This is a genomic window from Duganella flavida (assembly GCF_009857445.1).
GTDB lineage: Bacteria > Pseudomonadota > Gammaproteobacteria > Burkholderiales > Burkholderiaceae_D > Rugamonas > Rugamonas flavida.
Genome location: NZ_WWCN01000006.1, coordinates 24,553 through 43,380, shown reverse-complemented (window position 1 = coordinate 43,380; position 18,828 = coordinate 24,553). Strand labels below are relative to the sequence as shown.

The following is an 18,828-nucleotide window of genomic DNA, read 5'->3' as shown; positions in this document are numbered from 1 at the left end:
CCGTCAGCTTAAAATTGTTGTGAACTGCGTTCCAGACCTTTGATGACTTCCACCTTGTCACCCGCTTGCTCAATGCGTGGTGGCGGTGGACGCGGCGCCGGTGCGGCTGCCACCGCAGGCTTCTGCGGCAGCGATGGTTCGTGGCGCGTGGCTGGCGCCGGTGCCGCTCCCGGTACGCCATCGAGCAAGCTGCTCTTGGTGGCGCCCTCGGTGTTGGCCGACTTCGGATCGATCTGGTTGCGCAGCACCAGCGACAGCGTGCCGACGCTGCGCGCCAGGTCGAGTTTTTCTACCTGTTCCGGCGTCAGTTCCAGCGTCACTGCGTTGACGACTTTCGGTTTGGTATCGTCGCGGTTGGATTCCTGCGCGATGGCCAGCACCAGGATGCGCTCCAGCACAATCTTCGAGATGGCTTGTTCGCGCACGGTGTTGTCGCCGCGGCTGTCGCTTTGGGTATTGACCAGGATGTCGACGTAATTGCCGGGCAGTGCAAAGCCGGCCACGCCCACCACGTCGTTGACGCGCACCGTCATGGCGCGCTTGCCCTCTGCCACCACTGCCGACAAGCCGCCCGAGGTGCCGGCCGGCGCCAGCTTGCCTTCGGTAATCGGTTCGCCGCGCTGGACATTGGCGCGCGTGATGCGCCCTTCCAGTGCCTTGGCGTCGGTCAGCGCGCCCGGCGGCACCGAGCTGGCCGGCCAGTCCACCATGTGCACCAGCTCTGGCGTGATGCGCGCGCCCATGCTGATGTCGAGCAGCGCCACAGCGACCTTGTTGCTATTGTTGGCCGACTGGCCGGCGATCCATTGCGCCGCTACCACCACGGCTGCCAGCGCCAGGAACAGCGCCACCCCTATCATTGTCAGAGCCCGGGTATTTCTCATCCTTGCCTTCCCTGGTTATGCGGATTGATTTGCGCATCGCGGCGCTCGCGTTCTTTTTTCTGCTGCTCGGCGGCGACGCGTCGGGCGCCGGCGCCGGCAAAGTAGTTCTGCCAGGCCCAGTCCAGCGAGCGCTGGTTCAAGGTGGGCGGCGTGCTTTCGTAGCGGGCCAGGTCGCGCACCTGACGGATCAGGTCGCGTGGATAGCAGGCTAGTAGCGGTGTCTCGTCCTTGGCATGCAGGCCACTCAGCAGGTAGTCGTACGCTGCGGCGTCGAATGCGATGCCGTACTGCGCGCAGGCCTGGCGGAACAGCAGCTCATACTCCGCGGGGGTTTGCGGCGGTACTTCGATCTTGTATCCCAGCCGGCGCAGGAAGGCGCCATCCGATAATCGTTCCGGCAGGAAGTTAGACGAGAATACCACGACCACATCAAAAGGCACTTGAAAAACTAGTCCCGTGTGCAAGGAAAGATAATCCACGCCACGGTCCATCGGCACGATCCAGCGGTTCATCAACTCCAGCGGCGAGCAGCGTTGGCGGCCAAGGTCGTCGATGATGAAGATGCCGTTGTTGGCTTTCAAATGGGGAGGCGCCTGGTACAGGCGCGTGTTGGGATCGAAGCGCAGGTCCAGCATTTCCAATGTGAGTTCGCCGCCGGTGAGCGCGGTCGGGCGCTGCAGGCCACGTACCCAGCGCGGGTCTAGTGGCCGCAACAGTTCGCCGCTGTCTTCGGCCGGCACGCCACCTTCGATCGGGCGGTGCTGTACCTGGTCGTAGAACGGCACCACTTCGCCATCGATCATGATCGCGTACGGCACCGAGATGGCGCCGTGCAGCAAGCCGCACAGGCGCTCGGCCAAGAAGGTTTTGCCGCTGCCGGCCAGGCCGTAGATGAAAATCGCGCGGCCCGAATTCATCGCCGCGCCCATCTGGTCCAGCACATATGGGTTGGCGATCACGTCATGGAAAGTCGCTTGCACATCTTCGCGCGTGACGTGCAGGTGGCGCACGCTTTGTGCCTCCATCTGCGCTACGTAAGCGGCCAGCGTGACCGGTGCCGGACCGGCGTAGGAATTGCGATTGAGGCAGGCGATGGCGCGCTGCATGCCCGCTTCGGTCAGATGGTAGGTAAGGTCGGCATCGGTGCCGCTGCCGCCGCTGCGCGTGACTTCGCACAGCTTTTCATTGCGCAGATGCGTGACCAGCGGGGTGATCACGCTGATGCTGAGTTTCAGATGATTCGCCAGTTCAGGCAGGCGGACTTGTCCGCGTTGGAACAAGACCTTGGACAACAGCTCGACCAGGAACAGGAATGGGAGGCCCGTTTCTTCCGTGGTGCGCGGGGCACGCGCGTCGGCAGGGGATTCTGTCGTCTGCTGAACGGTCATGGCATCCTTTACGAAAACAGGCTGCGGCCTGACGTCGCGCCGACGATCAGGTAAGGCGCGGCGCCGGCGGCAATCGCTACCGCGTACGGCAGGCGGCCGCTGGCGGCGGCGGGCGCATCCATCTTCGGCACTTCGCCCGCGAGCGAGCGCAGCATGCTGTACTTGATCATGTGCCAGGTGTTGAACAGCATGACTTTCAGGCGGCCGTTGAAGCCGGCCACGACCAGCGCCAGCACGCCGCCGGCCAGCAGGGTCAGTAGTGTGATGCCAGCCACGGCGCCGGGACCGACGAAGGCGCCGATCATGGCCATCAGCTTGACGTCGCCGGCGCCCAAGGCGCGCATGGCGTACATCGGCAGCAGCAGGCACAGGCCGATGGCCAGCCCGCCCAGCGCGCTGAGCAAACCGATACCGCCAAAGACTTGTATGAAGAGACCGTCGCCGGCGGGCAACGCCGCATTGAATAGCAGGCCCAGCACGGCGCCGCCAAACACCAAAGCGTTGGGTATGCGGCGCGTGCGTAAATCATTCCAGACAGCCAGTGCGAGCAAAACGCACAGGACGACCAGGGGCAAAAAGGTCATGGGTCGCCTTATGAAAGGGGGACAGACAGGGCTAGTGTATAGAAAAAATCCGGAGCGGCGCATACCGTTCCGGAAATTTTTTTGTCGCGGTCACGACGCTCAATCAGGACGACTTGAGCAGGCCGGAGATGTAGGTGAGCGAATCGGTCAACTTCGGTCCCAGGATCACGACACCAGCCGTGATGGCGGCGGCCAGTGCCGCTGCCATGAGCGCGTATTCGATGGCTGTGATGCCGTCTTCATCGCGCAGGAAGTTTTGGATTACGTTCATCTAATTCTCCGGTGAGGTTGTGGGTGCTACGAGGATTTAATCAAGCCGGAGATATACGTCAGCGAAGCGGTGAGTTTAGGACCCAGGATAGCCAGGCCGGCGGTGATCGCGGCGGCGATGGCAGCGGCCATCAGGGCGTACTCGATGGCGGTGATGCCGTCTTCGTCGCGGATGAAGTGTTTGATTGCGTTCATGGTGAGCCTCGTTTGTGTTGGTTGAATAGAGTTTTTACTGGCTACTTCAACTAAAACGGGGTTCGGGTTTTAGGTATTGCGGCAACAACTGATGTAAGACATTCTACATTTATTGCTGCAAGTGTACAGTGACATTTGTCACTATTGGTTTTATGTTTTAGAACCGAGCACGGCCAGCACGGCGATGATGAGGATCACCGAGGCCAGTGCTGCAATCAAAGCGTACTCCAGCAGCGTGGCGCCTTCGTCATTGCTGACGAAGCGGGCGAGACCGCGTGGGATATGGAAAATACGCATTGCTGCTCCTGTGGTTGGACGATTAGTTCAGTAACCAGTGTATGGAATTTGCTCCGTTTTCACATCGGACAAACGTCATGGCGTGGCGTGACATTTGTCACCGTTTTTTTTGCGCGGGCAAAAAAAATCCGGAACCGAAGTTCCGGATGAAGACTAGCCAGGAGTGGTACAACGAGGAGACTGTGAATCCGGTGCATCAGGACGATTTAATCAGACCCGAGATGTAGGTCAGCGAGGCGGTGATCTTAGGGCCGAGGATGGCCAGGCCGGCGGTGATCGCTGCGGCGATGGCGGCGGCCATCAGGGCGTATTCGATGGCGGTGATGCCGTCTTCGTTGGCGATGAAGTTTTTGATTGCGTTCATGATGGACCTCGTAAAAGTTAGATGAGTAGGGGATTAACTGCTTCAACTAAAACGGGGTTCAGGTTTTAGGTACTGCCGATGAAGACCATTCTACGCACTGGTGCGCTGCCTTACATCGGACAAACGTCACGATGTGCGGTGACATTTGTCATCCGCTGCCGGCCAGCTGCGGCCGGGCGAAAAAAAATCCGGAGCAAGTCCGGATTTAAGGGTTAGGGGGTTACAGCGTTGCGGCGATCAGGACGATTTGATCAAGCCGGAGATGTAGGTCAGCGAAGCGGTCAGCTTAGGGCCGAGGATGGCCAGGCCGGCGGTGATCGCAGCGGCGATGGCAGCAGCCATCAGGGCGTATTCGATAGCGGTGATGCCGTCTTCGTTGGCGATGAAGTTTTTGATTGCGTTCATGATGCGTCTCCTTCGGTGTATGCGGTATATGGATTACGACGATTTGATCAGGCCGGAGATGTAGGTCAGCGAAGCGGTCAGCTTAGGACCGAGGATCGCCAGGCCAGCAGTGATCGCGGCAGCGATGGCAGCAGCCATCAGGGCGTATTCGATTGCGGTGATGCCGGCTTCGTCGTTGATGAAGTTTTTGACTGCGTTCATGATGGACCTCGTTTTAATGTGTGGTTGATGTTTTTGTCTGGCGGCTTCTAACGTCTACTAAACGGGGGCCAGGTTCTGAGTACTGCTTATGTGCCGCCGATGAAAGTCATTCTACGCATCGCGATGTCACTGCGCAGCGGACAAACGTCACGATGTGCCGTGACATTTGTCACCAATTGTCACGTTGGGCGGGCAAAAAAAATCCGGACAATGTCCGGATTTTTTAAGGATGGCCAGGCTGGCTATGCCGTGGCATTGGTCATGCCGTGCTTGGTCGCGTAGACATACAGCTCCAGGCGATTCGCCACGCCCAGCTTCTGGTAGATCGTCGTCAGGTTGTTGCGCAGGGTCGGCTCGGCGATGAACAGCTTGGAGGCCAGTTCCTTGTTTGGCGCGCCATTACCTTCCACCACCACCGCCACGATCTTGCGCTCCTTGGGCGTGAGCGAGGCGATGCGCACCGCTTCCGGATCGGCCTTGGCTGGCGCAGAAAACTGGCCCAGCAGCGCATTCATCAGGGTTGGATCAAGGATGGTCTCGCCGCGATAGACGGCGCGGATGGCGTTCAGTACCACTTCGGCCGGCGCTTCCTTGCTGACCACGCCGCGCGCACCCAGCTTGACGGCCTGGGTCAGCAAGCCCTGGTCGCGGTTGCCCGACAAAATCATCACGCGCGCGCCGCCGCTGTCTTGCAGCAGCTGCGGCAAGATCTCGATCGAGCTGCGGCCCTCAAGGTCGAGGTCGAGCACGATCACGTCGGGCTTGAGGGCGCTTGCTTGCTGCAAGGCGGTGTCGTTGTTGTTGGCAGTGCCTACCAGCTGCAGGTCGTCGCCGCCGCCTTCGATTAATTTTTCCAAACCCCACAACATGGTCTTGTGGTCGTCTACCAGCATGATGCGGATAGCGGGAATGCTCATGGTCTTGCCTCGGTCAGTTATACCGGGATGGCGATACGGACTGCGGTGGCGCCGGGCGACGCGCAGTCGATCTCGATCGTTCCGCCAAGCGCAGCAGTGCGCTCAGCCAGCGATCCAGGCAGGAATGGGGCCGATGGACCTTCCGGGGTTTCGTTTTCTATGCGTATCCGCAGCTGGCCGTCAGCGTTGCTTAGGCTGATCAGCCCGGTACGGGCACGGGTGTGTTTGCGTATATTGTGCATGCCTTCATTCACGATCTGGAACACTTCAGCAGCGAGCCGGTCGCTGATGGACAGGCCGTCTTCCGCCTGTATCGTAATCTGGATATCGTAGAACTCCCGCACTTGCTGCGCCTGGCGGCGCAAGGCCACCAGCAGCTCAGCGTCTGTTTGCGCCGCTCCTTGCCGCACATTGCGGGCGAACTGGCGCATATCACCGATGACCTGGGTAGTCATGTCCAGTAGTTTATCAAGTTCGGCCGCAACATGGTGATCCGATTGCAAAGATTGCCGCAGCGCGCTGATACCATGGCGCAAGCCTATATACGGCTGGATGGTGGTGTCGTGCAGGTCACGGGCAATTTTCTGCCGTTCGCGGAAGGCGGCGTCCGAGGCCAGCCGGTCCAGCAGTACGATGTTCTCGATCACCGGGAACACCTGTGCTGCCAGTTGTTGCAAAAACACCGCATCGGTGCGGTTGAAGCGGTGGCTATCCGAGACCACGTAAATCCGCCCCTCGCCCTTGCGCAGCGGCAACGGCGCGCTGACGAAGGAACTGGCATCGAGCAAGTCGACCAACTGTTCCACCGTGTCTGGCGCCAGCGGCCGCCAGCGGGTGTCGTCCGGCGTACGGGTGCGCGATTCCAGCGTACCGGGCAGGCGCGGATGCAGCGCCGCCGCATACTGCACCAGCGCCTCCGGCGCAAACACCAGCAGCGGTGCAGCCGCGCCCTCCGGCAGCCGCGACAGCGAGGAGCGGCCCTCGGGCGCGCCGGAGGAGTGCAGCTGCCACAGCTCGTCGCTGCCATTGCGCATCAGCAGCACGCAATTGCTGGCGTGGTAAAAGTCGCGCGTCTGGCGCAGCATGGTGGCAATGCTCTGGTCAACCCCGAAGCGCGGATTGGACAGCCGGCTGACATCGCGCAGCAGGCGCAGGCGGCGGCGCTGGTTCACGCCCATGCCGCCCCAGTAGGCGATCATATAGCCGAGCGCCAGCACGAAGGCAGTACGCAGCAGCAGGTGGCCGGTATTGATATTGCTGTCGCTCAGCCAGGTCGCCAGCGTCAGCGCAAAGGTGGAGCCCAGCGTGATGCGCGCGCCTTCGTCAAAGCCCCACTGGAACGAGGCGGTCAAAATCACAAAGAAGAAGAACGGGAAGAAGAAGCTGTTGCCGCCGCCGGTGCAATACACCATCAGCGCAAACCAGCCGAGGTCGATCCAATACACGGTCTTGCCGTGCCAGAAGGGGGTGCGGTGGCGGCGCGCGGCCAGCAGCAGAGTCAGGCTGTGCAGCAGGTAGCCACCGAAGATCATTGAATGCAGCACGGTGCGCACGCCGTAACGGTTGCCCAGGTCGCCGGGCGCCACAAACAGCGTCAGGATGGCGGTTAGCGCCAGTACCAGCCGCATTACAAACACCATCGACGCGCCGACGGCGTCGCCGCTCTGGCGGGCCACACCGGCGTTGCTACGCTCTGCTATCACTACATTATCTCCCACATACAAGCAAACTAAACGAAATTGCGATTCGATAGTTGTTGCTAACACAACCGAGTCTACGCAGTCGGCGCTGCAATGTCTAGCGAGAGCGTGCTACGCTGCACGGGATGATTCACCCCGGCACCGCCCCGTAATGCGCTTTTGATGCTTTTCGCGAACGTTAAATAACTAGGCGAAACAAAATGAATCAAGTTACAATGAATTACCGTCACCTCGCTCCCGTGGCGCCGCCGCCGGCCGTTACTGGGCCGCGCAGGCTGACGACAGTCCCGCGCCGTCTGCGCCCCCGCCTGTGCCTCCTTCACCGTACCACGGACGCAACACCATGAAAGTGCCCGCATTCCTGCGCCGCCAGCGCGGCTCGGCCGTCGTCGAAATGGCCATCATTGCACCGATCGCCTTCCTGCTGCTGATCGGCGTGATCGAGTACAGCATTGTGTTCTACACCACGCTCACCATGCAATACGCGGTGCGCGAGGGGGCGCGCTACGCCGTCACTGGCCGTACCGACAAAGACCCGGCCGCCAGCAACCAGCAGCGCTACCTGGCCGTGATCCAGCAAATCAAGAACAACTCGATGGGCATGTACGATAGCGTCAACCCGGTGATCTCGGTCAATGGCACCAGCTACGCCAGCTCCAGCGCCTACAACGCCAATATGTTCGGCAACCCGGGCGACATCGTGGTGCTGCGGCTCGACTGCACCTGGAAGCTGGCCACGCCGATCGTTGCCGCCTTCTTCCCCAGCGGCCAGTACAAGTTCACCGTGGCCGCCACCATGCAGAACGAGGCCTTCTGATGCGCGCCCGCACCTCCACCCGCCAGCGCAGCCGTGGTATTGCTGCGGTCGAGTTCGCGCTGCTGCTGCCCATCCTGCTGGTGCTGTTCCTGGCGCTGATCGATGTGGCGCGCGCGCTGCAAGCCAATATGATCATCGTCAACCTGGGGCGCGAGGGCGCCAACCTGGCGTCGCGCGGCAAGCTGCAGCTGTCGGAAAACGCCCAGACCATCATCGGCCAGGTGGCCGCTTCGGCGCCGCCGCTGGATATGAACAAGCTGGGCATGATCTACATCACCCGCATCATGGGTTCGACCAGCAACGGCGTCACCAAGAGCATCGTGCTGGAGCAGTACCGCTGGGATGACAGCGTCAACAACCGCGGCTATCGCGTTAGCGGCTATGGCCCCACCAGCAAGGTCTGGAGCTGCTCCAACTGGGCCAGCGGCACCGCAGGCACTTGCCTGGTCCCGACCGGGAATAGTGCGCCATCGGTGTCGCTGATGAGTGGCCAGCTGCTGGACGGCGAAGTGATCTACGTGGTCGAAGTGTTCTACAAATTCAATATGCTGTTCCAGAGCTTCAGCTTCGGCACCTTCATCACGCCGGTGCTGGGTCCGGACTTTTACTCAATGACGGTATTCTGATCATGGCAACCTTACACAGACAACGCGGCGGCATCACCGTGATGGTGATAATCTCGCTGACCACCTTGCTGGCCGTGGTGGGACTGGCCTTTAGCGCCGGCCTGAGCTACATGGTCAAGGCCAAGCTCAACGCAGCGACTGACGCCGCTGGCCTGGCCGCAGCGCGCGCCATCAGCAACGGCGCCAACCAGAGCGACCAGATCGCCAACGCCAAGGCCGCCGGGCAGCGCTTCTTCAACATCAATTTCCCGGCCAACTACCTGATGTCGACCGCCACCCTGAACGATATCAGTGTGGTGTTCAACACCAGCGAGGTGACGATCACCGTCAGCGCCTCAGCCACCATGCCGACTGCGCTGTTTGGCGGCTTCAGCACTGGGCCGATGTCGCCCGGCGTGCTGACCGAAACCAAGCGCAAAGACCTCGACATGATCCTGGTGATGGACACCTCCGGTTCCCTGTCCGGCTCGGCGGCCAATGTGCGTAGCTCGGGGCAGACCTTCCTCAACCAGTTCAATGCCGACCGCGACCGCGTCGGCCTGGTGCATTTTTCCTATGGCGCCGTGGTGGACGACGTGATCCGGCCGACCGCGCGCGGCTTCGACCGCACCACCATGAGCAACCACATCAAGAACTTCTCATTCACCGGTTCGACCGCCTCGCCGGAAGGTTTTTACACGGCGCGCACCCAGATCAACAGCGTGCCGACCGCCAACAACAACCGCTCCAACCTGCGCGTGATCGTGTTCTTCTCGGATGGTGCGCCCAACTCCTTCGGCGCCTACCTGAACTGGAAGAACACCACGGACTGCAAAGACTCCTCGGGCAATCCTATCCCCGGCACCATCATCACCGACGATGACGGCTCCGGCACCCCGGGCGGGCTATACCGCATCGACCTGCAATCGACCACCCTAGGCGGCACCTGCACGCCATCGGACATCACCACCAAGGCCAATTCGCTGCCGGACTGGTACAACGCCCACAACCTGGCGACCAATCCCAACGATCCGGCCGCGCGCGAATATCCAATCGTGACCAGTTCGCCGCGCGTGGTGACCAACGCCATCACCTACGCCAACGTCAACCGCGCCTCGCGCAACCTGGTGGAAGCGATGGCGTCGAAATCGCGCGACGAGGGGATTTATGTGTTCACGCTGGGCCTGGGCTCCAGCCTGAAGATAGGCACCGGCTACGACAATGAAAAAGGCGAAGACACGCTCAAGTGCATGGCCAACTCGACCGATGCACCGGCGCGCTGCTTCAACGCGGCCAAGCCGGTGGGGGTGTACTGCTTTGCGGCCACTCAGGCCGACCTGACGCCGTGCTTCTCCAAACTGGCGTCGGCCATCCTGCGGATTTCGAAATGAGTTACTGCTTGCGCACGTAGGTGGTGAGTTCCCAGCTGTCGCGGTTGTAGAGGCGGCCTTGCCAGTCGGTGTCGCGGTAGTCAAGCTTGACGAAGTTGTTCAGCTCCGGCACGAACCACACCGTCTCGGTCAGCTGGCCACTGCCGTTCTTGGTGAAGGTGTCCTCGGCGCCGTAGGTGGCTTCCACCACAATCTTCAGCGCTTCAAACTCGCCGGCCGGCACTTTCACCTTTTCCCAGTCCAGCACTTTGCCCTTTATGTGATAGCGCCAGTTCTTGCCTTGCTTGGGATTGTTGCCGGTGACATCGCTGCTCCATTCCTTGCCCGGCGCCAGCGGGAAAGCGTAGCGCGCAAACGACGGCGCGAAATGCATGGCGCCGCGGTCGACCGGATTCATCTCCGGGCTGAACAGCTGCTGTGTCAGCAGGGCGCCGCTGGCAGCGCGGCGTACATCCACGTGCACACCGGCCTCGTCGATGGCCGCTACTTCCACCCGGTTGATATTGCCCTTGGCGCCTTTCCATACATCAGTGTACTGATAGGTCCACGAATCGCCGATGGCCGGGGTTGGCAGCGGTACGGATTCACGGGAAGTGCCCGCCTGCGCGAGTGCGCAGGGCAGGATGAAACAGAGCACTGCAAAGTAACGTTTGATGGTCATGCTGTCTCCTTTGTTGTGATTTGTGCATTGACTATATCGCCAACATTGAAAGAGTGCTAGCCGCAGTGCAGCAAAATCACACCTCACCAGCGCATGGCCTGGATAAAGTCGACAAAGGCGCGCAATGGCGCCGGCAGGTAGCGGCGGCCTGGGTAGTACAGCAGGGGCCCGGGGAAGGCTGGCCAGCAGCGTTCCAGCACCGGCACCAGCTCGCCGCGCTCGAAGTAGGGCTGTAGCCAGTCTTCAAACAGGTACACCAGCCCGCCGCCGGCCACGGCCACATCGACTTTCAGGTCGGCAGCGGCCCCGAGGTTGACGATTAGCGGGCCGTTCGGCTCGATCAGCACCTGTTTGCCTTTGTATTCAAATTCCCATGGCGGCATGGCGCCGCTGGAGAAACGGCCGCGCAGGCAGGTATGCTGCAACAAGTCCTGCGGTTTTTTCGGCGTGCCGTGCCGTTCCAGATAGGTGGGCGAAGCGGCGAGGGCGAAGCGCTGCTGGCGCGGACCGATCGGCGTGGCCACCATGTCCTGCTCCATGCGCTCGCCGTAGCGGATGCCGGCGTCGCAGCCGCTGCGCAGCAGGTCGACAAAACTATCGTCGACGATGACTTCCACCGTAATGTCGGGATAAGCCTGATGGAAGGGCGGCAGGATGCGCGGCAGTACCAGCTTGGACGCGCTGGCCGGCACGTTCAGCCGCAGCCGCCCGGCCGGCCGGTCGCGGAAGCCGTTGACCACATCGAGCGCCGTCGCCACCGCATCCAGTGCCGGCGTCAGCTGCTCCAGCAGGCGTTGGCCGGCATCGGTGGCGGCGACGCTGCGCGTGGTCCGGTGCAGCAGGCGCACGCCCAGTCCGGCCTCCAGCCGCCGTACCGCTTCGCTTAGCTGTGACGGGCTGCTGCCGGTCTTGCGCGCAGCTTCGCGAAAGCCGCCATGCTGGGCTACGGCCACGAAGGCGCCCACGTCCTGTAAATCGGTCATGATGGATTGTCCTGATTTCGGCACAAGCTGTGCTATTGCCGTGTATTGTCGCACAGCGCTAAGACTCCTAGACTGTGTCCATCAACCCATCTAAAGGAGAAGCACATGAGTACCTTCCAACTTGGCAACCTGACTGTGAACCGCATGGGCTATGGCGCCATGCAGCTGGCCGGCGCGCACGCTTTCGGCCCGCCGAAGAACCGCGAGGAAGCGCTGGCGGTGCTGCGCGAGGCAGTCGAGAGCGGCGTCAACCACATCGATACCAGCGACTTCTATGGCCCTTACATCACCAACCAGCTGATCCGCGAAGCGCTCCATCCCTATCGTGACGACCTCACCATCGTCACCAAGGTAGGCGCGCTGCGCGGTGCTGATGCGTCATGGCTGCCGGCGCAGTCGCCTGAAGCGCTGGAAGCGGCCGTACACGACAACTTGCGCAATCTCGGCCTCGAGGTGCTGGACGTGGTGAACATGCGCCTGATGTTTGATGTAATGGGTCCGGCCGAAGGTGACATCGAAGCCCACATCACCAAGCTGGCCGAGCTGCAGCAGCGCGGCCTGATCCGCCACATCGGTCTCAGCAACGCCACCGCACAGCAAGTAAAGCAGGCGCGCAGCATTACCGACATCGTTTGTGTGCAAAATCACTACAACCTGGTGCACCGCCATGATGAGGCATTGATCGACGAGCTGGCGCAGCAGGGCATTGCCTATGTGCCGTTCTTCCCGCTGGGTGGCTTCACGCCGCTGCAATCGTCCATCCTCGGCGAAGTGGCTGCAGAACTGCAAGTGACGCCGCTGCAAACGGCGCTGGCCTGGCTGTTGCAGCGCGCGCCGAATATCCTGCTGATCCCGGGCACCTCGACCCTGGCTCACCTGCGCCAGAACCTTGCAGCCGGCAAGCTGGTGCTGCCGGCACAGGCGGTGCAGCGCTTAAATAGTGTTGTTACCTCAGCATAAGAAAAATCGTTTCATATTGTGGAATTTACCATGGTGGGCCGCCGCATGATTTTTTTCATTTTTTAAAAAGGCGTTTTGTATTGTAAAAAATATGATCTATCTAATTGAAAAATAAGGAAAAAAATTAAGTTATATGTCTTATATAAGACTTTGTGCAACGCATCAGAATGTCCTACTATTTAGTCATGCAGTTCGCACGCAGTTAAGGCTCACGACTTACTTTCCCGCTTTTTTCTTTTAGGAGATACACCATGTCCCAGTACCAAGACGACATCAAGGCAGTTGCTGGTTTGAAGGAGCAACAAGGCGCCGCCTGGAACGCCATCAATCCTGAGTCCGCTGCTCGTATGCGCGCCCAGAACAAGTTCAAGACTGGCCTGGATATCGCCAAGTACACCGCGAAAATCATGCGCGCCGACATGGCTGCCTACGATCTGGATCCATCGAAATACACCCAGTCGCTGGGCTGCTGGCACGGTTTCATCGGCCAGCAAAAAATGATCTCGATCAAGAAGCACTTCAACAGCACCGACCGCCGCTACCTCTACCTGTCGGGCTGGATGGTTGCCGCGCTGCGCTCGGAATTCGGCCCGCTGCCAGACCAGTCGATGCACGAAAAGACCGCCGTCTCGGCCCTGATCAAAGAGCTGTACACCTTCCTGCGCCAGGCGGATGCCCGCGAACTGGGCGGCCTGTTCCGCCAACTGGACGCTGCGCCTGCCGCTGAAAAAGCGGCGATCCAGTCGAAGATCGACAACCACATCACCCACGTGGTACCGATCATCGCCGACATCGACGCTGGTTTCGGTAACGCGGAAGCGACCTACCTGCTGGCCAAGCAATTCATCGAAGCCGGTGCTTGCTGCATCCAGATTGAAAACCAGGTGTCGGACGAGAAGCAGTGCGGCCACCAAGACGGTAAGGTGACCGTGCCACACGAAGACTTCCTGGCCAAGATCCGCGCCATCCGCTACGCTTTCCTGGAGCTGGGCGTGGACGACGGCATCATCGTCGCCCGTACCGATTCGCTGGGCGCCGGCCTGACCAAGCAGATCGCTGTTACCAACGAACCTGGCGACCTGGGCGACCAATACAATGCCTTCCTGGATTGCGACGAAGTCTCGGCTGACGCACTGGGCAACGGCGACGTGATCATCAAGCGCGACGGCAAACTGCTGCGTCCTAAGCGCCTGCCAAGCAACCTGTTCCAGTTCCGTGCCGGCAGTGGCGAAGCACGCTGCGTGCTGGATTGCATCACCTCGCTGCAAAACGGCGCCGACCTGCTGTGGATCGAAACCGAAAAACCGCATATTTCCCAGATCGGCGGCATGGTCAGTGAAATCCGCAAGGTCATCCCGAACGCCAAGCTGGTGTACAACAACAGCCCATCGTTCAACTGGACCCTGAACTTCCGCCAGCAAGCTTACGATGCAATGAAAGCCGCTGGTCAAGACGTGTCGAACTACGAGCGTTCGCAGCTGATGAGCATCGAGTACGATGAAACCGTGCTGGCCAAAGTGGCTGACGAGAAGATCCGCACCTTCCAGGCTGATGCAGCCCGCGAAGCCGGCATCTTCCACCACTTGATCACGCTGCCGACCTACCACACCGCCGCGCTGTCGACCGACAACCTGGCCAAGGAATACTTCGGCGACCAGGGCATGCTGGGCTACGTGGCTGGCGTACAGCGCAAAGAGATCCGTCAAGGCATCGCTTGCGTCAAGCACCAGAACATGTCCGGCTCGGACATCGGCGACGACCACAAAGACTACTTCAGCGGCGAAGCTGCGCTGAAGGCCGCCGGTAAAGACAACACCATGAACCAGTTCTAAGCTGATTCGTTTGTAGCAAAGCCCGCTTCGGCGGGTTTTTTTATGGACGGACGTCTTTGCGCGACCGGAGTAAGATAGCGCAGCCGCGCGACGGGCGCGGAAAATCAGGAAAGGTCCGATCCATGAAATCTGTATTGTTCTTGAAGTCCTCGCTGGCCATGCTGTCGCTCACCCCGCTGCTGTTGGCGCTACCGGTGCAGGCGCAGACGCCATCGGCGGCGGTTGCCGACAAAGCGCGTCCAGAAAAAGATGTTCAGCAAGACAGCGTGCGCCTGCCGGCCGAACTGCTGGCGTTTTCTAAAGTGAAGAAGGGTGATGTGGTGGTGGATATCTGGCCGGGCGGCGGCTACTGGTCGCGCCTGTTCTCGACGCTGGTGGGGCCGAGCGGCAAAGTCTACGCCTACGTGCCGGCCGAAATCACCGGCTTCAAGTCCGACCCGCTGGCGCTGGCCAAAGCCATTGCGTCGGAGCCGGGACATGGCAATGTGGAAGCCACGTCCTATCCTGCCGCCGAACAGCCGCAAGCCGATCTGTACAACCAGGTCGACGTGGCCTGGACCTTCGAGAACTACCACGACCTGCACGACAGCTTCATGAAAGGCGCCGACGTCAACGCCTTCAATCAGGCCGTCTTCAAGCGCCTGAAACCGGGCGGCTACTACATCGTCGCCGACCACGCGGCCGTTGCAGGCAGCGGCTTGAAAAATACCGAAGACCTGCACCGCATTGATCTTGCAACGGTGAGGGCTGAAGTGGAAAAAGCCGGCTTTGTCTTCGACGGCGAAACCAGCGTGCTGGCAGTAGCGGCCGACGACCACCAGCTGAAAATCTTCGACCCCGCTATTCGCGGCAAAACCGACCGCTTCGTGCTGCGCTTCAAAAAGCCGTCACATTAAGATGGCTTTTTTCACGGCCGCTTGATATGCATCTATTGCTTGAGAGATCTGTGCTTTTGAACTGAATACATGGCTTACCATCGCCCTAATAAAAAGGGCGTTGAGGCTGCAAATGGGCACCGAAGATCAACTGGGCCGGCTGGGTGAGAGTATCGTCGCCCGGCTATTCCATTTGGAAACATTAGGTGCCTATCGGTTTTCTTGCTGCTTTCTTGGGGCAAAAGCCCAACTTGATTTTCTCGTTAATTTGCTGGACGAGAATGGCATCGAGTACGGGCCGTTTTTCTTTGTGCAGGTCAAAACAACGGCTGGTATTGCTGCAAGCGGCAGTGGAGTTCCAGTCAGGCTAGGTGGTGCAAAGATGAGAGCTGCCAAGGCGCGTAAAGTGCCTGTCTATCTGGCCGCTGTCAGTAGTGTTGGTGGCGATCGGGAAGAAGTCTATGCTATTGCCATACATGCTGCGCTACAGAGTGGAGTATCTGTTGTACCTCGGCTTTTCTCACTGCGACAAGAGGAAACTCGTCTGATGATATTCAATGAAGTACATGAGTATTTCCAGTCAGGTATGAAGGTTTTCAAGTCGCGGCTAACGCGGGTAGGGGACAAATGATGGATCGCTCTAAGCAATTTGCCATTTCAGTAGTAAAGCTGGCTTTGACGAGAAACGGCTATTATGCGTACGAAGATGCACCGATTGGAGCCGGATTGTTGGCGGATGTTTTTGCGGCAAAAAAAAGCGGTGCAGAGGCAGAAGAAAGAATTGTCGTGGAAGTCAAAACTCTGCGAAATCACACGGCAATCCCTGCGAAGTTGGAAAGCCAGCGCCTGCAGCTACGGGCAAAGTTTCAGTATGAAGTTTATTTTGCGTTCTTCGTTGAAAGCGAAGGCTTGCTAATCGTCGACGCGGAACTGTGTAAGCGCATGCGGTTCCGCGAAGACGAAATCCGTCTTGAAGTATTGCCAGTAAAGGTAGCGGATCTCACATCAGGATAACGTCGTACTGCTCCTGGTGATAGCTGTTCTCGACTTGCAGCGAGATTTTCTTGCCGATGAAATCGCCCAGCATGGCAAGGTGCTGGGACTCTTCTTCGAGGAACAGGTCGACCACTTCCTGCGACGCCAAAATGCGGAATTCGCGCGGGTTGAATTGCTTGGCTTCGCGCAGCAGTTCGCGCAGGATTTCGTAGCAGATGGTGCGTGAGGTCTTTACCTGCCCACGTCCGTTGCAGGCAGGGCAGGGCTCGCACAGGATGTGCGCCAGCGATTCGCGCGTGCGCTTGCGCGTCATTTCCACCAGCCCCAGCGCCGAGAAGCTGCTCACCGATACCTTGGTACGGTCGCGCGACAAGGCCTTCTTCAACTCGGCCAGTACCGAAGCGCGGTGCTCGGTATTTTCCATGTCGATGAAGTCGAGGATGATGATGCCGCCCAGGTTACGCAGCCGCAGCTGGCGCGCAATCGCGTGCGCCGCTTCCAGGTTGGTCTTGAAAATCGTGTCGGCAAAATTGCGCCCGCCGACAAAGCCGCCGGTGTTGACGTCGATGGTGGTCATGGCTTCAGTCTGGTCGACGATCAGGTAGCCGCCCGACTTCAGGTCCACGCGCCGTCCCAGTGCGCGCAGGATTTCTTCTTCCACGCCGTACAAATCGAACAGCGGACGCTCACCCGTATAGTGATTCAAACGCGGCAGCACGCCTGGCGTGTAAGCCTTGCCGAACTCCTGCAAGTTCACATAATTCTCGCGCGAGTCGACCTGGATGGTGGCCGTCTCGTCATGCACGAAATCGCGCAGCACGCGCTGGGCCAGGCTCAAATCCTGGTGCAGCAGGGTGGTGGCCGGCTTGGTGCGCGCGCCGTGGGTGATGGCGGCCCAGGTCTTGCGCAGGTATTCCACGTCGGCGGCGATGTCGGCATCCGACGCATCTTCAGCTTGCGTGCGCACGATGTAGCCGCCTTTTTCATCTGCCGGCAGCAGGCTCTGCAGACGAGCGCGCAATGCTTCGCGGTCCGCTTCCTTTTCAATTTTCTGCGAAATGCCGATGTGCCCATCCTGCGGCAGGTAGACCAGCATCCGTCCCGCAATCGAAATCTGGGTCGACAGGCGCGCGCCCTTGGTGCCGATTGGATCCTTGATCACTTGCACCGTCAGCACCTGGCCGTCGAACAGGATCTTTTCAATCGGCGTCGGCGCCGCGTTGTTGCCGCCGTCGTGCGGCCGCGCTTCCCAGATATCGGCCACGTGCAAAAACGCCGCCCGTTCCAGGCCAATGTCGATAAAGGCCGATTGCATGCCAGGCAGCACCCGCACCACCTTGCCGGAATAGACGTTGCCGGCCAGTCCGCGCGTGAGCGTGCGTTCGATGTGGAGTTCCTGCACGGCGCCCTGGACAATCAGGGCGACACGGGTTTCTTGCGGGGTGATGTTAATCAGGATGTCTTCGTTCATGTCGCCGATCATACACGTGTGCGCCTTGACACTGCAAACAGGGCTTACTTACAATGCAACAGAGAAATATCTGCATTTCTCGCCACAAGGTAGCCTGACCAGATGGATGACAAGGATTAGAGAATGCAAACAGTGAATTTGGTCATGGTCAACCGCTATCATGGCCGTTCCATCTGGACCTTTGAAGACACCATGCTGGCCCTGTCCGCCCTGTTGAACCAGGCCGGCTACCAGACCCGCATCACCGCCAACCTGATCGTGCCGGGCGCGATCAACATCTTGTTTGGTGTCGGCAGCGTGTTCAGCCACTCCTACGAGGAAGTGCGCCAGTTCGCCAGTCCCGAGCACACCATCATCTTCAACGGCGAGCAGGTTGAGAGCACCTCGGGCCTGATCACGCCGGAATACCTGGACTTCCTGTCGCAATACGTGGTGGTGGACTGGTGCCAGCCCAACGTTGACGCCATCCTGCGCCGCGCGCCCAGCTGCCCGGGCGCGTTCGAGCTGCCACTGTTCCCGGCTCCCGGCTTGGCGCCGATGCCGCCGCAGGACTGGATCATGAAGTTCGACCTCGGTTTCTATGGCGCCGTGGTGCCGCGCCGCCGCGTAATGCTGGACGCGCTGGAGCGCGAAGGCATCAGCATCAAATACATCGAGAATGTCTACGGCCCGAAACTCAGCGAGCATTTGCTGGAGTGCCGCTACATCCTCAACCTGCACGCCTACGAAACCGACCTGCTGGAAATTAACCGCTGCCTGCGCCCGATGTCGATGGGTATTCCGGTGATCTCCGAAGCCTCCACCTTGCCGGCCTCCGGCGACTGGAACGACAGCGGCATCCAGTTCGCACCGACCGAAGGTTTTGCGCCGGCCGTCAAGCGCATCCTGGCCGCGCCGGACAACTGCCTGGTCGCCTCGCGCAAGACCGTTCAATTCACCCAGCGCGCCGACAATGCGCTGCGCATCCGTGCCGTCATGGAGCGCGCGCAAGCCGCTTTGGCTGCCGTATCCGTCGCCTGATTAGGGAGATCC

At 60.0% G+C, this 18,828-nt stretch carries 23 protein-coding genes; 9 read left to right on the top strand and 14 right to left on the bottom strand.

Features of this window, described 5'->3' with window-relative positions; genetic code table 11:
- Nucleotides 1–8 precede the first annotated feature (8 nt).
- The 11 genes from cpaB to GTP46_RS30330 all read right to left on the bottom strand — a co-directional run bounded on the left by cpaB (nucleotide 9) and on the right by GTP46_RS30330 (nucleotide 7,208).
- Nucleotides 9–884, bottom strand: a complete 876-nt coding sequence (cpaB, locus tag GTP46_RS10830; protein WP_161006644.1) for a Flp pilus assembly protein CpaB — start codon at nucleotides 882–884, stop codon at nucleotides 9–11.
- Complete coding sequence (locus GTP46_RS10825) at nucleotides 881–2,272, bottom strand: ATP-binding protein (protein ID WP_161006643.1); 1,392 nt, start codon at nucleotides 2,270–2,272, stop codon at nucleotides 881–883. Before GTP46_RS10825 ends, cpaB begins: the two co-directional genes overlap by 4 nt.
- Nucleotides 2,273–2,280: 8 nt before the next feature.
- Nucleotides 2,281–2,856, bottom strand: coding sequence for an A24 family peptidase (locus tag GTP46_RS10820; protein WP_161006642.1), 576 nt, complete (start codon nucleotides 2,854–2,856; stop codon nucleotides 2,281–2,283).
- Nucleotides 2,857–2,959: 103 nt separating this feature from the next.
- A complete protein-coding gene (locus tag GTP46_RS10815; protein WP_161006641.1) occupies nucleotides 2,960–3,127 on the bottom strand; it encodes a Flp family type IVb pilin in 168 nt (55 codons plus the stop codon).
- 26 nt (nucleotides 3,128–3,153) lie between these two features.
- Nucleotides 3,154–3,321: a Flp family type IVb pilin gene (locus tag GTP46_RS10810; RefSeq protein WP_072788862.1), complete on the bottom strand. Its 168-nt coding sequence runs from the start codon at nucleotides 3,319–3,321 to the stop codon at nucleotides 3,154–3,156.
- Nucleotides 3,322–3,471: 150 nt separating this feature from the next.
- Nucleotides 3,472–3,618: a Flp family type IVb pilin gene (locus GTP46_RS29445; RefSeq protein ID WP_202414228.1), complete on the bottom strand. Its 147-nt coding sequence runs from the start codon at nucleotides 3,616–3,618 to the stop codon at nucleotides 3,472–3,474.
- A gap of 196 nt (nucleotides 3,619–3,814) precedes the next feature.
- Entirely contained in the window at nucleotides 3,815–3,982 is a 168-nt protein-coding gene (locus GTP46_RS10805; protein WP_160989425.1) for a Flp family type IVb pilin, read from the bottom strand.
- Between the two features lie 237 nt (nucleotides 3,983–4,219).
- Nucleotides 4,220–4,387, bottom strand: coding sequence for a Flp family type IVb pilin (locus GTP46_RS10800; protein WP_161006640.1), 168 nt, complete (start codon nucleotides 4,385–4,387; stop codon nucleotides 4,220–4,222).
- A gap of 33 nt (nucleotides 4,388–4,420) precedes the next feature.
- A complete protein-coding gene (locus tag GTP46_RS10795) occupies nucleotides 4,421–4,588 on the bottom strand; it encodes a Flp family type IVb pilin (protein ID WP_092275371.1) in 168 nt (55 codons plus the stop codon).
- 242 nt (nucleotides 4,589–4,830) lie between these two features.
- Nucleotides 4,831–5,505 carry a response regulator transcription factor gene (locus GTP46_RS10790; protein ID WP_229258897.1) on the bottom strand — a complete coding sequence of 225 codons (675 nt, stop codon included), beginning with the start codon at nucleotides 5,503–5,505 and terminating at the stop codon, nucleotides 4,831–4,833.
- Nucleotides 5,506–5,522: 17 nt separating this feature from the next.
- Entirely contained in the window at nucleotides 5,523–7,208 is a 1,686-nt protein-coding gene (locus GTP46_RS30330) for a sensor histidine kinase (RefSeq protein ID WP_161006639.1), read from the bottom strand.
- A gap of 340 nt (nucleotides 7,209–7,548) precedes the next feature.
- On the opposite strand from GTP46_RS30330, the gene GTP46_RS10780 reads away from it, so the two are divergent.
- The 3 genes from GTP46_RS10780 to GTP46_RS10770 are packed head-to-tail and all read left to right on the top strand — an operon-like array spanning nucleotide 7,549 to nucleotide 10,018.
- Entirely contained in the window at nucleotides 7,549–8,022 is a 474-nt protein-coding gene (locus GTP46_RS10780) for a TadE/TadG family type IV pilus assembly protein (protein ID WP_161006638.1), read from the top strand.
- Entirely contained in the window at nucleotides 8,022–8,648 is a 627-nt protein-coding gene (locus GTP46_RS10775) for a TadE/TadG family type IV pilus assembly protein (RefSeq protein ID WP_161006637.1), read from the top strand. Before GTP46_RS10780 ends, GTP46_RS10775 begins: the two co-directional genes overlap by 1 nt.
- A gap of 2 nt (nucleotides 8,649–8,650) precedes the next feature.
- Nucleotides 8,651–10,018, top strand: coding sequence for a vWA domain-containing protein (locus GTP46_RS10770; protein ID WP_161006636.1), 1,368 nt, complete (start codon nucleotides 8,651–8,653; stop codon nucleotides 10,016–10,018).
- 1 nt (nucleotide 10,019) lies between these two features.
- On the opposite strand, the gene GTP46_RS10765 is transcribed toward GTP46_RS10770, so the two are convergent.
- Nucleotides 10,020–10,679 (bottom strand): DUF3108 domain-containing protein, encoded by a 660-nt coding sequence (locus GTP46_RS10765; RefSeq protein WP_161006635.1) that lies wholly within the window; start codon nucleotides 10,677–10,679, stop codon nucleotides 10,020–10,022.
- A gap of 83 nt (nucleotides 10,680–10,762) precedes the next feature.
- Entirely contained in the window at nucleotides 10,763–11,662 is a 900-nt protein-coding gene (locus tag GTP46_RS10760) for a LysR family transcriptional regulator (protein ID WP_161006634.1), read from the bottom strand.
- Between the two features lie 105 nt (nucleotides 11,663–11,767).
- On the opposite strand from GTP46_RS10760, the gene GTP46_RS10755 reads away from it, so the two are divergent.
- The 5 genes from GTP46_RS10755 (at nucleotide 11,768) to GTP46_RS10735 (ending at nucleotide 16,343) form a co-directional block, all read left to right on the top strand.
- Nucleotides 11,768–12,622, top strand: a complete 855-nt coding sequence (locus GTP46_RS10755; RefSeq protein WP_161006633.1) for an aldo/keto reductase family oxidoreductase — start codon at nucleotides 11,768–11,770, stop codon at nucleotides 12,620–12,622.
- Between the two features lie 251 nt (nucleotides 12,623–12,873).
- On the top strand, nucleotides 12,874–14,454 hold the full coding sequence (locus GTP46_RS10750) for an isocitrate lyase (RefSeq protein WP_161006632.1): 1,581 nt from the start codon (nucleotides 12,874–12,876) through the stop codon (nucleotides 14,452–14,454).
- Between the two features lie 122 nt (nucleotides 14,455–14,576).
- Nucleotides 14,577–15,350 carry a class I SAM-dependent methyltransferase gene (locus GTP46_RS10745; protein WP_229258896.1) on the top strand — a complete coding sequence of 258 codons (774 nt, stop codon included), beginning with the start codon at nucleotides 14,577–14,579 and terminating at the stop codon, nucleotides 15,348–15,350.
- A gap of 112 nt (nucleotides 15,351–15,462) precedes the next feature.
- Nucleotides 15,463–15,960, top strand: a complete 498-nt coding sequence (locus GTP46_RS10740; RefSeq protein WP_161006631.1) for a hypothetical protein — start codon at nucleotides 15,463–15,465, stop codon at nucleotides 15,958–15,960.
- Nucleotides 15,957–16,343 carry a hypothetical protein gene (locus GTP46_RS10735; RefSeq protein ID WP_161006630.1) on the top strand — a complete coding sequence of 129 codons (387 nt, stop codon included), beginning with the start codon at nucleotides 15,957–15,959 and terminating at the stop codon, nucleotides 16,341–16,343. Before GTP46_RS10740 ends, GTP46_RS10735 begins: the two co-directional genes overlap by 4 nt.
- Here GTP46_RS10735 and rng read toward each other — a convergent pair.
- Entirely contained in the window at nucleotides 16,330–17,796 is a 1,467-nt protein-coding gene (gene rng / locus GTP46_RS10730; protein ID WP_161006629.1) for a ribonuclease G, read from the bottom strand. The genes GTP46_RS10735 and rng overlap by 14 nt on opposite strands.
- A 123-nt stretch (nucleotides 17,797–17,919) precedes the next feature.
- Here rng and GTP46_RS10725 point away from each other — a divergent pair, with 123 nt between their 5' ends.
- Nucleotides 17,920–18,816, top strand: coding sequence for a hypothetical protein (locus GTP46_RS10725; RefSeq protein ID WP_161006628.1), 897 nt, complete (start codon nucleotides 17,920–17,922; stop codon nucleotides 18,814–18,816).
- The last annotated feature ends 12 nt before the right edge of the window (nucleotides 18,817–18,828 follow it).

Coding starts and splice junctions, on each gene's coding strand:
- cpaB (WP_161006644.1), bottom strand. CDS start 884: ATGAGAAATACCCGGGCTCTGACAATGATAGGGGTGGCGCTGTTCCTG.
- GTP46_RS10825 (WP_161006643.1), bottom strand. CDS start 2,272: ATGACCGTTCAGCAGACGACAGAATCCCCTGCCGACGCGCGTGCCCCG.
- GTP46_RS10820 (WP_161006642.1), bottom strand. CDS start 2,856: ATGACCTTTTTGCCCCTGGTCGTCCTGTGCGTTTTGCTCGCACTGGCT.
- GTP46_RS10815 (WP_161006641.1), bottom strand. CDS start 3,127: ATGAACGTAATCCAAAACTTCCTGCGCGATGAAGACGGCATCACAGCC.
- GTP46_RS10810 (WP_072788862.1), bottom strand. CDS start 3,321: ATGAACGCAATCAAACACTTCATCCGCGACGAAGACGGCATCACCGCC.
- GTP46_RS29445 (WP_202414228.1), bottom strand. CDS start 3,618: ATGCGTATTTTCCATATCCCACGCGGTCTCGCCCGCTTCGTCAGCAAT.
- GTP46_RS10805 (WP_160989425.1), bottom strand. CDS start 3,982: ATGAACGCAATCAAAAACTTCATCGCCAACGAAGACGGCATCACCGCC.
- GTP46_RS10800 (WP_161006640.1), bottom strand. CDS start 4,387: ATGAACGCAATCAAAAACTTCATCGCCAACGAAGACGGCATCACCGCT.
- GTP46_RS10795 (WP_092275371.1), bottom strand. CDS start 4,588: ATGAACGCAGTCAAAAACTTCATCAACGACGAAGCCGGCATCACCGCA.
- GTP46_RS10790 (WP_229258897.1), bottom strand. CDS start 5,505: ATGAGCATTCCCGCTATCCGCATCATGCTGGTAGACGACCACAAGACC.
- GTP46_RS10780 (WP_161006638.1), top strand. CDS start 7,549: ATGAAAGTGCCCGCATTCCTGCGCCGCCAGCGCGGCTCGGCCGTCGTC.
- GTP46_RS10775 (WP_161006637.1), top strand. CDS start 8,022: ATGCGCGCCCGCACCTCCACCCGCCAGCGCAGCCGTGGTATTGCTGCG.
- GTP46_RS10770 (WP_161006636.1), top strand. CDS start 8,651: ATGGCAACCTTACACAGACAACGCGGCGGCATCACCGTGATGGTGATA.
- GTP46_RS10765 (WP_161006635.1), bottom strand. CDS start 10,679: ATGACCATCAAACGTTACTTTGCAGTGCTCTGTTTCATCCTGCCCTGC.
- GTP46_RS10760 (WP_161006634.1), bottom strand. CDS start 11,662: ATGACCGATTTACAGGACGTGGGCGCCTTCGTGGCCGTAGCCCAGCAT.
- GTP46_RS10755 (WP_161006633.1), top strand. CDS start 11,768: ATGAGTACCTTCCAACTTGGCAACCTGACTGTGAACCGCATGGGCTAT.
- GTP46_RS10750 (WP_161006632.1), top strand. CDS start 12,874: ATGTCCCAGTACCAAGACGACATCAAGGCAGTTGCTGGTTTGAAGGAG.
- GTP46_RS10745 (WP_229258896.1), top strand. CDS start 14,577: ATGAAATCTGTATTGTTCTTGAAGTCCTCGCTGGCCATGCTGTCGCTC.
- GTP46_RS10740 (WP_161006631.1), top strand. CDS start 15,463: ATGGGCACCGAAGATCAACTGGGCCGGCTGGGTGAGAGTATCGTCGCC.
- GTP46_RS10735 (WP_161006630.1), top strand. CDS start 15,957: ATGATGGATCGCTCTAAGCAATTTGCCATTTCAGTAGTAAAGCTGGCT.
- rng (WP_161006629.1), bottom strand. CDS start 17,796: ATGAACGAAGACATCCTGATTAACATCACCCCGCAAGAAACCCGTGTC.
- GTP46_RS10725 (WP_161006628.1), top strand. CDS start 17,920: ATGCAAACAGTGAATTTGGTCATGGTCAACCGCTATCATGGCCGTTCC.